The organism is Photobacterium leiognathi, from assembly GCF_030685535.1.
In the GTDB taxonomy this organism is placed as follows: domain Bacteria; phylum Pseudomonadota; class Gammaproteobacteria; order Enterobacterales; family Vibrionaceae; genus Photobacterium; species Photobacterium leiognathi.
Window position 1 is genome coordinate 2,600,349 of record NZ_CP131601.1, and the last position, 13,130, is coordinate 2,613,478.

A 13,130-nucleotide genomic window follows, 5' to 3' on the forward strand; every position below is an offset into this window, starting at 1 on the left:
ATTTTTAAAGAACAATACTGATTGTTGCTTGCCAGTGGCTCACTCCGTGTCAGTGAGGTCGCATTATAGGAATATTTTTTTCGCTGACAATAGATTTTTGACAAAAAAAAAATCGTTTGAATAAATTTTATTCAAAACGACTTTTTTAAATGTTTTTTGGTAATAATTTAGCCTAGTTAATCAAATTCACTATATTTGGACACAGCTGTCTTCAGAGAAACAGCTTGGGATACACCACGGCGATCTGCCCAACTCACTGTGACATCAATTGTTCTTAACGCACCAGACAAAGATAAATTAGATGCATCACACGTTAATGTATAAATAGACCCGCTAGTTAACGTGCTAGACAGACAATAAGTAGAATCAGCCATACTTGCAAAAGGTATCAAACCAGTAGCCCCGCTCACATTATTTGCACGTCTTTGATAATATTCCATTTGTGACTCTGCAATATATAGTGCATCTAATGTCTTTAACGCATTTTCAGATTTTACTTCCATATAAGCCTGCATTTTAACAAGGCCCAATACTCCAACTGAAAGTACTGCAAGTGAGATGACGACTTCTAATAGGCTAAAACCCTTTTGATTTTTATAGATCATTCCATGACCCCTGAACCCAAACAGGTTTTCCTAATAAATCTCTAACAATGTTGCCGTCAAATGCAATATTTGCGGACCCTATTATCTCAGCTTTAAAAGTAGGCATATCAAATATAAACCCACCTGCAGTTGTTAATGAGCCAGCCTGATAATGTATATAGCTACTTTTATCAGGTACAGATGCTGCAACTGTTGCATTCCCAGCATTCCAGTCGGTATCAGACGGAGACCAAGCAGGAGTCACATTTGGGGTTAAAAACTGATAAAGCATTATGTCCAAATTCATTGCAGCACCAAAAAAACCAACGACACCATCTTGAACCACAATAATTGCACCACCATGATTATCAGTAGCACTAGTTATTAACCCTGTATTTAGACTTAAATCACAATTATCATTAATCCAAATTAGACTTCGTCCTGAATTAATTGCTGTCGCTATATTTGAAGAGCAGTTTAGTCCTCCATTAACCTCCACAAAACCCAATTCGCTCTTTGCGCTAGCCCATTCTTCTCTGGGATAACCAAAAACATTCTCAAATGGATCTAGTGTTGATATCTGTAAAAAATCGTTGTCAAAAGCAGATGGATTTGATAAATAATCACTATCTGTTACCGACTCTGTCCAAAAATCTCCAGTTAAAGAATTCGAGCCATCGTTACATTTCTGCAAGTAACTATTAGGAACAGGAGGATTTGGAGTATTAGGACCAATGCTTACTGGAAAATCATCATACGGTAAATAATTAGGATCTAGACCAACATTATTTAGAGTACCTTTAACTTCCAAATAATTTGAAAATCTAGCGACTATACAATTATATCCGTCAAAGTTTTTATCTCCTGGCTCAGGATATACATTAACATTACCACCACTATAATTTAAAATTAAATCAGATGTTGCTTGAAAAACACCTGTTTTCATATTATTTATCTTAGCTACTTTATTTATACTTGCTATCGCTACATCATTAATAGTACTAGTCGATATTATTTTATAATTACTGCTATTTAATTCCACTTCAATACTAAGACTTTCATTCGATGGTATATTATAACTACAATTAGAGTTTATAGTAGATTGAGGATCAGAAAGACTATTTACCACATTCAATATACTATAACTACACTCAAGCCCTCCCTCAGCCACCCAATGAGCCTGTCTTGCTAATACTTCATTTTGTGTACGCTTTATTTGATAAAATAAATTCTTATATGATGCTAATGAAAACAATAAGGCGACAATTAACAATAAACTTGTAATTAATAACGTAGTCATTCCTGACTGCTGATATTTACTCCTCATTGCCAATTCCTTACTTTAACTTTTGTGAATTTTTCAGTATTTATTAACGTATTATTTTTCACTTCAGCCTTTATCTTCATTGTAATATATTGACTCGCTGCAGAAGACGAGCTTACAACTTCACTGCTAATATTAAAATCTATGACTTTTATACTCTTTTCATAAATAAGTGAGTTAGCATAACTAACAGAACATGCTGTTGTTGTATCAATAGCGGAGCTTAACTCTTTATAAACAATTTTATTCCCATCTTTATAATAAATTGAATAGTATTTCTGTGTACCTGTTTTATCTTGATATGTATAAGCAAGACAATTATTTGATGGACTTATATATACAGTTTCAATTGCTCCTGATATTTTTAAGCTGGATGAACTGCCTGATACATAACCAGCCCTTAATATATCTTCTTTAATTGCACGTAATGCATCATTAACATCTTGCTGTAACATCAGTTCTAAAGAACGTTTATTCGCAGCATTATGTCCAGATAAAAAGACGGAGCCTACAATTCCTATAGCTAATAACCCAACAGCCGATGATATTAATAATTCAATTAAACTAAAACCTTTAGCATTGCTCATAACTACCCACCTTACCTGACGTCGTAGGTGCTATGATGCAACTATATATTCTTCCTGTTGGACTATATAAAACGGTTTTAAAAGTATAATCTCCTAAAGAATATGTATAGTTTCCACCGATAGCAGCATCTATTGGCTTCCCATATATTGGTTCAAAGTAAAAATTATTTAATGTTGATGAAGCATCTAATGTTGCAAGCTCAAAATTAGAACTTGTTACAGCACCTAATAAGTTACTAGGTAGACTAGAACAATCACTGCTTCCAATAGAAGCACTTAAAGAAGAGAGTAAACACCATTGTGGGGCTGGAGAAGTTACTTTATGGATATATACATTATCTCCTCTCATCACAGCTTCTGATTTCGCTTGTACTAAAAACCACTCAACTTCTGTAGCCAGTCGCTTGATTTTGTTGGTTTCAATTAGTTGACTAAAACTCGGTGCAGCCATAGCAATGAGGATACTCATCACAGACACAGCGATCACCAATTCCAGCAAAGTAAAACCTCGCTGTCGCTTAGCGATAAAATGTATGTAATGAAAATAGAATGAATTTCCGCGAGCCATTCCTCAAATCCCTTTTAACACGGCTCTTGATCCTTAAGAGCACCTTGATTCATAGATTAACATCAACGCAAAATAGCAAGGATAAGAGAAAAATCAGATGTCGATGGGACTCGTAAAATAAAGAGATTAAGGATGATGACTAAACAAAAAGGCGTGACTCTGATCGAAATGTTAATCGTGGTGGCGATTATTGGTGTTATTTCAGCTATTGCTTACCCTTCTTACCAGTCTTACGTTTTGAAAGGGCATCGGACTCAAGCTATGGGAGATATGGTAAAAGTACAACTCAATCTTGAAGAGCACTTTACTCAAAATAGTAACTATAACTCTCCTGTCATTAGTGGGAGTACTTGTTCTATTTGTGATAGCGACAACGACCGCTACACATTCAGTCTATCAAGTGCTTCTAATAGTTATACGATTACTGCAACAGCTAAAGTAGATAAAGGGCAAGATCAGGACGAATGCGGTAATTTAACTTTAAACCAGAACGGAGCTGGTACCCCAGCTGATTGCTGGTAAGCAAAAATGAACACAAAAAAGCCGACAATCACGTCGGCTTTTTTAATTCGAAATTAACTAATCTTAGTTAGTTAGATCATCAAAAAACTTCTTCACACCTTTGAAGAAACCTTCTGATTTTGGCTTATGCTTACTTGCCGCTTTGCCACCAAATGTCTCTTCAAGCTCTTGAAGTAGCTCTTTTTGGCGTGAGCTTAAGTTTACTGGTGTTTCTACCACTAAACGACAAATCAGATCACCCGTCATACCACCGCGAACAGATGTCACACCTTTACCACGCATACGGAACATACGACCGGTTTGGGTTTCAGCTGGAACTTTTAAGTTTACACGACCATCAAGGGTCGGTACTTCAACTTCACCACCTAGTGCTGCCATCGTAAAGCTTACAGGCACGTCACAATGTAGGTTATTGCCATCACGTTGGAAAATGTTGTGTTCTTTCACATGTACTTGAACGTACAAGTCACCTGCTGGTGCGCCAAATTCCCCAGCTTCACCTTCGCCAGTAAGACGGATGCGATCGCCAGTATCAACGCCTGCAGGAATTTTAACGGATAACGTTTTGGTTTCTTCTACACGGCCTTCACCATGACATTTATCACATGGATCTTTGATGATTTGACCACGACCATGACAGTGAGGACATGTTTGCTGTACGGCAAAGAAACCTTGACGCATTTGTACTTGGCCTGCGCCATGACAGGTAGTACATGTTGTTGCTGATGAACCTTTCTTCGCACCAGAGCCATCACAACTGTCACAACCAACTAATGTTGGTACACGGATTTCTTTTGAACAACCACGAACAGCTTCTTCTAACGTTAACTCCATGTTGTAACGAAGATCTGAACCGCGCTGTGCGCGTTGTTGACGACGGCCACCGCCACCACCAAAGATATCGCCGAACACATCGCCAAAGATGTCGCTGAAGTCTGCACCGCCGCCGAAGCCGCCGCCACCGCCTATACCACCTTGTTCAAAGGCTGCATGACCATATTGATCGTAAGCCGCGCGCTTTTGTACATCAGTAAGAATTTCGTAAGCGTATTTCACTTCTTTGAATTTCTCTGCTGATTCCTCATCACCCTGGTTACGGTCTGGGTGGTACTTCATCGCTAAGCGCTTGTATGCCTTTTTGATGTCACGCTCATTTGCGTCACGGGCTACGCCTAGCACTTCATATAAATCACGTTTAGACATAACTTGATTGTCACCTGGCTAGATATATTTACGGGCGTTAGAGTAACCTCAAACGCCCGTAATTTAAATAAGATGTTAATTAATAAGTATTAATTACGTTCTTATTTGTTGTCTTTAACTTCTTCAAACTCAGCATCAACAACGTCGTCGTCTTGCTTAGCTTGTTGCTCACCTGCACCATCAGCTTGTTGAGCTTGTGCTTTCTGTTGAGCGATTTCCATTAGCTTTTGAGAAGCTGCAACTAGAGCTTGTACTTTAGCGTCGATAGCTTCTTTATCTTCGCCTTTACGTGCTTCTTCTAGTTCAGTAACAGCTGCTTCAATTGCTGTTTTGTCGTCAGCTGGAAGTGCGTCACCCGCTTCTTCGATTTGCTTACGAGTACCGTGAATTAGCTGGTCAGCTTGGTTACGTGCAGTTACTAGCTCTTCGAACTTCTTATCAGCTTCTTTGTTAGCTTCTGCTTCTTGAACCATTTTCTCGATATCTGCATCGCTTAGACCGCCAGAAGCTTGGATAGTGATCTTCTGCTCTTTACCAGTAGTCTTATCTTTTGCAGATACGTTTAGGATACCATCAGCATCAAGGTCGAAAGTTACTTCGATTTGTGGCATACCACGAGGAGCTGCTTGAATACCTTCTAGGTTGAATTGACCTAGAGACTTGTTGTAGCTCGCTTGCTTACGCTCACCTTGAAGAACATGGATAGTTACCGCGCTTTGGTTATCTTCAGCAGTAGAGAACACTTGGTTCGCTTTTGTTGGGATAGTTGTGTTCTTCTCGATTAGTTTAGTCATCACGCCACCCATGGTTTCGATACCAAGAGATAGTGGAGTAACGTCTAGAAGTAGAACGTCTTTAACATCACCAGCAAGAACACCACCTTGAACAGCAGCACCTACAGCAACTGCTTCATCAGGGTTCACGTCTTTACGTGCTTCTTTACCAAAGAACTCAGCAACTTTTGCTTGAACCATTGGCATACGAGTTTGACCACCAACTAGGATAACATCAGTGATGTCACCAACAGTTAGGTCTGCATCAGCTAGTGCCACTTTTAGTGGATCTAGAGAGCGTTGAACTAGGTCTTCAACTAGAGATTCTAGTTTCGCACGCGTCACTTTGATGTTCATGTGCTTAGGACCAGTCGCATCAGCTGTGATGTAAGGTAGGTTTACATCAGTTTGCTGTGCAGAAGATAGTTCGATTTTCGCTTTTTCTGCTGCTTCTTTTAGACGCTGCATAGCAAGTGGATCGTTCTTAAGATCGATGCCTTGCTCTTTCTTGAATTCTTCTACTAAGTAGTTGATTAGACGTGTATCGAAGTCTTCACCACCTAGGTGAGTATCACCGTTAGTTGATAGTACTTCGAAAGTTTTCTCGCCTTCAACTTCGTCGATTTCGATGATTGAGATATCGAATGTACCACCACCAAGGTCGTAAACAGCGATAGTGCGATCACCACCTTGCTTATCAAGACCGTAAGCAAGTGCAGCTGCTGTTGGTTCGTTGATGATACGTTTAACATCTAGACCTGCGATACGGCCCGCATCTTTAGTTGCTTGACGTTGTGCGTCGTTGAAGTAAGCAGGAACTGTGATTACCGCGCCAGTTACTGGTTCGCCTAGGAAATCTTCAGCTGTTTTCTTCATTTTTTTCAAGATTTCAGCAGATACTTGAGGAGCAGCCATTTTTTGGCCTTTTGCTTCTACCCATGCATCACCGTTGTCAGCCTTAACGATTTTGTAAGGCATGATTTCGATATCACGCTGAACTTCTTCGTCTTCGAAACGACGACCAATTAGACGCTTGATTGCGAATAGTGTGTTTTCAGGGTTTGTTACTGCCTGACGTTTTGCTGGTTGACCAACTAGCGTTTCACCATCTTGAGTGTATGCAACAACTGATGCTGTTGTACGCTCGCCTTCTGCGTTTTCGATTACACGTGGTTTGTCGCCGTCAAGTACTGCTACACAAGAGTTTGTAGTACCTAAGTCAATACCAATGATTTTACCCATCAGACTATCTCCGAAATTCGTTATATTTACTTGCTACACTCTAGAACGCATTCTGAGTTAGCGGTTCGGGGGTTACCCGTGACAAATATATTTAATGTCTTATGACTACTAAATAAGGTCGCTAGAATGCTTTTCAAGGGCAAAACAAAAATATTTTCAAAAAAAATAAAAAAACCCACCGAAGTGGGCTTTTATACGCGAGTGATAATAACAATTACGCTTGCGTATTAACGTTACCCGCTGCAGCTTTAGATACCATTACCATCGCTGGACGAATTACACGGCCATTTAGCTCGTAACCTTTCTGCATTACCATCATGACTGTGTTTGGTGCAAACTCAGTACTTTCTTGAATTGCCATTGCTTGGTGGAATTCAGGGTTGAATGCTTCACCTTGTGGGTTAATTTGCGTTAAACCAAACTTCGCCACTGTGTCTGTCATTGTTTTTAGCGTTAGCTCAACACCTTCCATCATCGCTTTTGATGATTCATCAGTCTTGTCTGCCATTTCAAGCGCACGCTCAAGGTTATCAATTACTGGCAATAATTCTTCTGCAAATTTGTTTAATGCATACTTACGTGCTTTATCAATTTCTTGCTCTGAACGACGACGTACATTCTCGCCTTCTGCACGTGCACGAAGTGCCATGTCTTTTGCTTCGTTAGCTTGTGCTTCGCTCGCTAGTAATGCAGCTTCTAGCTCTGCAATACGCGCTGAGTATAATTCTTCTTCAGATTCAACAAACTCACCCTCAACAGCTTCAACTTCTACAGCCTCAACTGCATCTTTAAGCTGCTCATCCTGTACATTGTGGTCTTTATTTGTCATGCGTCATTTCTCCGCCAAGATAATAGGGTATGAATTAATCAGTAGCGGTATATTAATATTCGCTACGTTTCAAACAGTCTTGGGCATATTATGGGGATGAAGTTCAATGATTCAACCCAATATTGATAACAAACAGCGACAAGTTTTTTTTTCTAAGGCTATACTGCCCTCACTATCATTTGTTGGAACAAAGAGATGACGCGTATTTTTGAAACCATTGCGTTAATTGGTAAACCACGTAACCCAGATGCCCTACAAACACATATGAGTTTGTATCAATGGTTGGTGGCACAAAATTACACCGTTTTATTGGATCATCGCCTTTCCAATGATCTTGATATACCAGAAGACTGTTTCTACGATTTGCTCACACTTGGGGAAAAAGCCGATCTAGCTATTGTGGTCGGTGGTGATGGCAACATGCTTGGCGCTGCACGTATATTATCTCGTTTTGATATATCTGTGATTGGAGTAAACCGTGGCAACCTTGGTTTCTTAACCGATCTTGACCCTGATGATTTTGAAGCACCACTCGCACGCGTGCTAGACGGGGAATTTATTAAAGAAAATCGCTTTTTATTAGAAGCTGAAGTGCATCGTCACGGGCAAGTAAAAAGCAGAAACGCCGCATTGAACGAAGCCGTACTGCACCCAGATAAAATCGCTCACATGATTGAGTTTGAAGTTTATATTGATGATAGCTTCGCGTTCTCGCAACGCTCTGATGGTTTAATTATTGCGACACCAACAGGTTCAACAGCCTATTCGCTCTCTGGTGGTGGTCCTATTTTATCGCCAAGTTTAAATGCTATTGCGCTTGTACCCATGTTCCCACATACGCTGTCATGCCGACCATTAGTGGTAGATGGCGATCGCTGTATCAAACTGCTGGTATCACCAAATAATGGCAGCACATTAGAAGTCAGTTGTGACGGTCAGGTATCTTTACCTGTTAGCCCAGGTGATGAAATTCATATTTACCAAAGCAAAGACAGGTTACAGCTGATCCATCCAAAAGATTACAGCTATTATAATATCTTGCGAGGAAAACTCGGTTGGTCTAGCCGCCTCTTCTAAACAATATTCCAATAAAGCTAGTTTCTACACTGGCTTTATTTCTATCTGCATTTCAAAAACTTAATCCAAATCATATTTTTCAGCATATTTCTTCACTCAATACTTTACTGGTTATAGATACAGTATATACTGTATGAAAAAACAGGTGTTGATTTAAACAGGTGAACACATGCTGGCACACATGACTATCTCTAACTTTGCCATTGTTAAAACGCTTCAATTTGAACTTAAACCGGGTATGACCACCATTACAGGTGAAACGGGTGCAGGTAAATCTATTGCCATCGATGCACTGGGTTTATGCCTTGGTGATCGTGCAGAAGCTTCAATGGTTCGCCCTAATGAAGACAAAGCAGAGATCTCTGCTGCTTTCTCATTAGCAAATAACCAAGCTGCACGCCGTTGGTTAGAAGATAACGATTTAATGGATGGTGAAGAGTGTATTTTACGCCGTGTGATCACCAAAGAAGGTCGCTCTCGCGGCTTCATTAATGGCAGCCCTGTTCCTGCATCACAACAAAAAGCATTGGGACAACTACTGATCAACATCCATGGTCAACATGCCCACCAGCAACTGATGCGTCCTGATTATCAACAGCAAATGCTCGATCAATATGCGAGTCACCACATGCTGTTGGATAAAACACGTGAAACCTACCAACGCTGGCGCCAAGCGCACAACGAGCTAAAACGTCTAACACAAAGTCGTGAAGAGAACGAAGCGCAAAAACAATTACTTCAGTACCAAGTTAAAGAGCTAGATGAATTAGCATTAGGCGAAGAAGAATTTACTGAGATTGAAGAAGAGCATAAACGCCTGTCAAACAGTGGTGAGCTTGCTGTAGCTAGCCAAACAGCACTTTCTGCTCTCTACGACGGTGATGATGGTAATGCATTACAGCTACTGCAAATGGCTTGTCAGCAAGTGTGCAATTTAGGTGAGTACGATAATAACCTAAACACAATCCCACAAATGTTGGAAGAAGCAATCATCCAAGTACAGGAAGCAAGCCAAGAGCTTCGTAGCTACCTTGATAACTTAGATATGGATCCGCATCGCTTGATCTATTTAGAAGAGCGTTTATCAAAAATCATGTCGATGGCACGTAAGCACTACGTAATGCCAAACGAGCTATACCAAAAACATCAAGACTTACTAAAAGAGCTAGAAAACCTTGATTGCAGCGATGAACGCTTAGAAGAAATGGCTGAAAACGTAGAAGCATTACGTCAAAAATGCTTCCTTGCCGCTGAGAAACTCAGTAAAAGTCGTCAGCGTTATGCCAAAGAGCTTGATCAAAAGATTTCAGAAAGTATGCATACATTAAGTATGGAGCACGGTGAGTTTTCAATTAACATCACCAGCGATCCAGACCGTATGTTAAGCCCTATTGGTTACGACAGTATCAACTTCTTAGTCTCAACCAACCCAGGTCAACCATTACAGCCTCTAGGCAAAGTCGCATCAGGTGGTGAGCTATCACGTATTTCATTAGCGATTCAAGTGATCACGGCTCAAAAAGTAGAAACGCCAAGCCTTATTTTCGATGAAGTCGATGTAGGTATTAGTGGCCCAACAGCCGCTATCGTTGGCAAGATGTTGCGCACGCTAGGCGAATCAACCCAAGTCATGTGTGTGACTCACTTACCGCAGGTCGCTGGCTGTGGTCATCAACAAATGTTTGTAGCAAAGAAAACGTCAGAAGGACAAACTGAAACCAATATGCGTCCGTTAACTGAAGATGATCGTGTTGCAGAGCTTGCTCGCCTACTCGGTGGTAGTGAAATTACTGAACGCACATTGGCAAATGCAAAAGAGTTATTGATTGCGGCTTGATTAAGCTTCGCTTATTTAGCGGTTATGAAATAAACTAAGAGACAGATGCAACTATTACGAGAAGTAATAGTCAAATATCAAAATTATTTACTTTTTTTCTTTACCGCTTTTTACTTCTGCATAGACCTTGTTTATCATCGCAGCAGTTAAAGCTAAAAAGCCAGGATGCTATGACTTGGAAAAACATTGCAGCCCTAACCCTAGCGTTAGGCTTACTTAGTGGCTGTTCAATCGCAGAACGTTTGGTTTATCGCATTGATATCGACCAAGGTAACTACGTAGAACAAAAAAGTGTAGATATGCTTCGTGTCGGCATGACCAAAGCACAAGTTCAATATGTACTGGGCACTCCTATGTTAGTAGACCCAAGTTACCCTGATACATGGAACTATATCTTCTACGAACAAAACGGCCATGACAAACCGATCCAGAAGAATTTGATCTTAACATTCAATCCACAAGCACAACTTGTGAGTATGAAAGGAGATTACAAACAAAGCCCTCAATTTTTAACACCAATTAATTAATGGTTTTGTTCTTGTCATAACAAAAAAGCTCGCCAATGCGAGCTTTTTTTATATTCAAACTTTAACTGTTAGTGCTTCTATTCAGCACTAAGTTTGGCTTGCTCAGCACGTTTACGACGGATCTCACGAGGATCTGCCACTAACGGACGATAGATCTCAATTCTATCCCCTTCTCTTGCTGTACTGTCTAATTTCACATTACGACTATATATCCCGACTTTATTTTTCTTTAAGTCAATCTCAGGATACATAGCTAAAATACCAGATTGTTCAATAATTTCCTGTATCGGCGTATCAGCAACAACAGCTAGCTTTAAAACTCGCTGTACATTGGGTAATGCGTAAACGACCTCAACATGGATTAGCGATTGATCAGAATGCATAAATTTCTTTTGCTCGTTGAGTGAACGCCTGAACCATATTACTGGTCAAGTCGCGGAAAATCTTACCAAAAGCCGCATCAATTAAGCTGCTGGTAAATTCAAATTCTAAATTCAATTCGATCTTACATGCCGTAGCGTCAAGCTCAGTAAAAGTCCAACCACCAACAAGTTTACGGAAAGGACCGTCTACTAGCTGCATGTTGATCTGATTAAAATCAACCAGCTTATTATGCGTCACAAATGTTTTACGGATGCCCGCTTTCGATACATCAACCGACGCCATCATATGATCTGATGAACATTCAATAATTTTACTGCCAGCACATCCCGGTAAGAACGCAGGATAGGATTCAACATCATTAACCAATTCAAACATTTGCTGGGCACTAAACGGAACAAGTGCAGAGCGACTAATCTGCGGCATAGCTTCTCCTTCATCGAACAGAATGCCCCTGCGACGCATTACAACTACGCAACAGAGACTCAACTATAATACCATTAGTCATCAATCTGCCAAAATAGCTATTGTTACCGCTAACAATTATGATAAGTTCAATAACTTATTCGACCATGCACAGCATTATTTGCTGCTGACTTGGGACAGCAACACTGACTTTAAGAGGTCATCATGGCTAAAAAACCAAACAAAAAGCCAGGCAGTAATACGATTGCCAAAAATAAAACTGCACGCTTTGAATTTGCAATTAATGACGAATACGAAGCAGGTATGCAACTTCAAGGTTGGGAAGTAAAAGCGATCCGTGACGGTAAAGTAAACATGACTGAGAGTTATGTCTTCTTACGTAATGGTGAAGCTTTTATCTCTGGTTTAACCATCACTCCACTGAATGCCGCATCAACGCACGTAGTCGCTGATCCAACACGCACACGTAAACTACTGCTTAATCGTCGTGAAATCGATAAATTAGCAGGTGCAGTAAACCGTGATGGTGAAACTATTATTGCGCTAAACATGTACTGGAAAGCATCTTTTGTGAAGATCAAAATCGGTACAGCACGTGGTAAGAAGTTGCACGACAAACGCGCCGACAGCAAAGCAAAAGATTGGCAACGCGATAAAGCACGTATACTGAAAAGTAGCAATCGCTAAAAATTCTTCGTAACAGCAGATTAGCATTTGATTACTAATCAATCGTTTGGCCGTTTATAGTATATATATCTATTGACCCCCTCAAAGAATCTGCTAACATCGTTCGAACTCTGGGGCTGATTTAGGATTCGACAGGATCACGAAGGCTTGTGGAGCATGCCGAGGTGCGGTTGGCCTCGTAAAAAAGCCGCAAAAAAATAGTCGCAAACGACGAAAACTACGCACTAGCAGCTTAATACCCTGCTAAGAGCGCTCCTGCCCTAGCTTCCGCTTGTAAGACGGGGAATAACAGGGGTTCAAACCCAAACAAGATAGCGAGGGAACCTTTGACTAGAGAGGTGAACCGCGAAATAGAATTCTGGTATGTATTTGCATAGCGTGTCTGTTCGCAGTGCACTTACGAGATTAAAGACAGACTAAGCATGTAGCGCCATTGGTTAGACTGGTTTTGGACGCGGGTTCAAATCCCGCCAGCTCCACCAAATTCGTATACGAAGGCGTCCTAGGACGTCCAGAGAGCCCACTAAGACATTGTTTTAGTGGGCTTTCTTATTCCAGCAACA

At 40.5% G+C, this 13,130-nt stretch carries 14 protein-coding genes and 1 other RNA gene; 6 read left to right on the top strand and 9 right to left on the bottom strand.

Going from position 1 to position 13,130, the window contains the following annotated elements:
• Positions 1–176: 176 nt before the first annotated feature.
• Genes Q7674_RS18810 through Q7674_RS18825 form a run of 4 tightly spaced genes read right to left on the bottom strand, consistent with a single transcriptional unit; the run spans position 177 to position 3,063 of the window.
• A complete protein-coding gene (locus Q7674_RS18810) occupies positions 177–605 on the bottom strand; it encodes a type IV pilus modification PilV family protein (RefSeq protein WP_043128414.1) in 429 nt (142 codons plus the stop codon).
• Positions 595–1,884: a hypothetical protein gene (locus Q7674_RS18815; RefSeq protein ID WP_146146586.1), complete on the bottom strand. Its 1,290-nt coding sequence runs from the start codon at positions 1,882–1,884 to the stop codon at positions 595–597. The genes Q7674_RS18810 and Q7674_RS18815 overlap by 11 nt, the downstream gene beginning before the upstream one ends.
• Before the next feature lie 23 nt (positions 1,885–1,907).
• On the bottom strand, positions 1,908–2,495 hold the full coding sequence (locus tag Q7674_RS18820; RefSeq protein ID WP_045066056.1) for a PilW family protein: 588 nt from the start codon (positions 2,493–2,495) through the stop codon (positions 1,908–1,910).
• Entirely contained in the window at positions 2,482–3,063 is a 582-nt protein-coding gene (locus Q7674_RS18825; protein ID WP_080892258.1) for a pilus assembly FimT family protein, read from the bottom strand. The genes Q7674_RS18820 and Q7674_RS18825 overlap by 14 nt, the downstream gene beginning before the upstream one ends.
• A gap of 132 nt (positions 3,064–3,195) precedes the next feature.
• Between Q7674_RS18825 and Q7674_RS18830 the strand changes: the two genes are divergently transcribed.
• Complete coding sequence (locus tag Q7674_RS18830) at positions 3,196–3,585, top strand: type IV pilin protein (RefSeq protein WP_023930929.1); 390 nt, start codon at positions 3,196–3,198, stop codon at positions 3,583–3,585.
• Positions 3,586–3,648: 63 nt separating this feature from the next.
• Here the strand turns inward: Q7674_RS18830 and dnaJ are convergent, their stop codons facing one another.
• The 3 genes from dnaJ to grpE form a co-directional block, all read right to left on the bottom strand.
• Positions 3,649–4,788, bottom strand: coding sequence for a molecular chaperone DnaJ (gene dnaJ / locus Q7674_RS18835; RefSeq protein ID WP_305423098.1), 1,140 nt, complete (start codon positions 4,786–4,788; stop codon positions 3,649–3,651).
• 101 nt (positions 4,789–4,889) lie between these two features.
• Positions 4,890–6,803 (bottom strand): molecular chaperone DnaK, encoded by a 1,914-nt coding sequence (gene dnaK / locus Q7674_RS18840; protein WP_008988372.1) that lies wholly within the window; start codon positions 6,801–6,803, stop codon positions 4,890–4,892.
• Positions 6,804–7,017: 214 nt separating this feature from the next.
• Complete coding sequence (grpE, locus tag Q7674_RS18845; protein ID WP_008988373.1) at positions 7,018–7,632, bottom strand: nucleotide exchange factor GrpE; 615 nt, start codon at positions 7,630–7,632, stop codon at positions 7,018–7,020.
• 195 nt (positions 7,633–7,827) lie between these two features.
• Between grpE and nadK the strand changes: the two genes are divergently transcribed.
• The 3 genes from nadK to bamE all read left to right on the top strand — a co-directional run bounded on the left by nadK (position 7,828) and on the right by bamE (position 11,073).
• Positions 7,828–8,709, top strand: a complete 882-nt coding sequence (gene nadK / locus Q7674_RS18850) for an NAD(+) kinase (RefSeq protein ID WP_045066052.1) — start codon at positions 7,828–7,830, stop codon at positions 8,707–8,709.
• 169 nt (positions 8,710–8,878) lie between these two features.
• Positions 8,879–10,546 (top strand): DNA repair protein RecN, encoded by a 1,668-nt coding sequence (recN, locus tag Q7674_RS18855; RefSeq protein WP_305423100.1) that lies wholly within the window; start codon positions 8,879–8,881, stop codon positions 10,544–10,546.
• A 170-nt stretch (positions 10,547–10,716) separates the two neighbouring features.
• Complete coding sequence (gene bamE, locus Q7674_RS18860) at positions 10,717–11,073, top strand: outer membrane protein assembly factor BamE (RefSeq protein ID WP_008988376.1); 357 nt, start codon at positions 10,717–10,719, stop codon at positions 11,071–11,073.
• 77 nt (positions 11,074–11,150) lie between these two features.
• Here bamE and Q7674_RS18865 read toward each other — a convergent pair whose 3' ends face one another.
• Positions 11,151–11,456, bottom strand: a complete 306-nt coding sequence (locus tag Q7674_RS18865) for an RnfH family protein (RefSeq protein ID WP_045066048.1) — start codon at positions 11,454–11,456, stop codon at positions 11,151–11,153.
• A complete protein-coding gene (locus Q7674_RS18870) occupies positions 11,446–11,880 on the bottom strand; it encodes an SRPBCC family protein (RefSeq protein ID WP_045066046.1) in 435 nt (144 codons plus the stop codon). The genes Q7674_RS18865 and Q7674_RS18870 overlap by 11 nt, the downstream gene beginning before the upstream one ends.
• A 204-nt stretch (positions 11,881–12,084) precedes the next feature.
• On the opposite strand from Q7674_RS18870, the gene smpB reads away from it, so the two are divergent.
• Both smpB and ssrA read left to right on the top strand, forming a co-directional pair.
• The gene (smpB, locus tag Q7674_RS18875) at positions 12,085–12,567 is read left to right on the top strand and encodes an SsrA-binding protein SmpB (protein ID WP_008988379.1); all 483 of its coding nucleotides are present in this window, start codon (positions 12,085–12,087) and stop codon (positions 12,565–12,567) included.
• Positions 12,568–12,679: 112 nt separating this feature from the next.
• Positions 12,680–13,049, top strand: a transfer-messenger RNA (tmRNA) gene (ssrA, locus tag Q7674_RS18880).
• Positions 13,050–13,130: the final 81 nt, after the last annotated feature.

What these genes read in the sequence shown, in the direction of transcription:
- Q7674_RS18810 (WP_043128414.1), bottom strand. Translation starts at nt 605, where the DNA reads ATGATCTATAAAAATCAAAAGGGTTTTAGCCTATTAGAAGTCGTCATC.
- Q7674_RS18815 (WP_146146586.1), bottom strand. Translation starts at nt 1,884, where the DNA reads ATGACTACGTTATTAATTACAAGTTTATTGTTAATTGTCGCCTTATTG.
- Q7674_RS18820 (WP_045066056.1), bottom strand. Translation starts at nt 2,495, where the DNA reads ATGAGCAATGCTAAAGGTTTTAGTTTAATTGAATTATTAATATCATCG.
- Q7674_RS18825 (WP_080892258.1), bottom strand. Translation starts at nt 3,063, where the DNA reads ATGGCTCGCGGAAATTCATTCTATTTTCATTACATACATTTTATCGCT.
- Q7674_RS18830 (WP_023930929.1), top strand. Translation starts at nt 3,196, where the DNA reads ATGATGACTAAACAAAAAGGCGTGACTCTGATCGAAATGTTAATCGTG.
- dnaJ (WP_305423098.1), bottom strand. Translation starts at nt 4,788, where the DNA reads ATGTCTAAACGTGATTTATATGAAGTGCTAGGCGTAGCCCGTGACGCA.
- dnaK (WP_008988372.1), bottom strand. Translation starts at nt 6,803, where the DNA reads ATGGGTAAAATCATTGGTATTGACTTAGGTACTACAAACTCTTGTGTA.
- grpE (WP_008988373.1), bottom strand. Translation starts at nt 7,632, where the DNA reads ATGACAAATAAAGACCACAATGTACAGGATGAGCAGCTTAAAGATGCA.
- nadK (WP_045066052.1), top strand. Translation starts at nt 7,828, where the DNA reads ATGACGCGTATTTTTGAAACCATTGCGTTAATTGGTAAACCACGTAAC.
- recN (WP_305423100.1), top strand. Translation starts at nt 8,879, where the DNA reads ATGCTGGCACACATGACTATCTCTAACTTTGCCATTGTTAAAACGCTT.
- bamE (WP_008988376.1), top strand. Translation starts at nt 10,717, where the DNA reads ATGACTTGGAAAAACATTGCAGCCCTAACCCTAGCGTTAGGCTTACTT.
- Q7674_RS18865 (WP_045066048.1), bottom strand. Translation starts at nt 11,456, where the DNA reads ATGCATTCTGATCAATCGCTAATCCATGTTGAGGTCGTTTACGCATTA.
- Q7674_RS18870 (WP_045066046.1), bottom strand. Translation starts at nt 11,880, where the DNA reads ATGCCGCAGATTAGTCGCTCTGCACTTGTTCCGTTTAGTGCCCAGCAA.
- smpB (WP_008988379.1), top strand. Translation starts at nt 12,085, where the DNA reads ATGGCTAAAAAACCAAACAAAAAGCCAGGCAGTAATACGATTGCCAAA.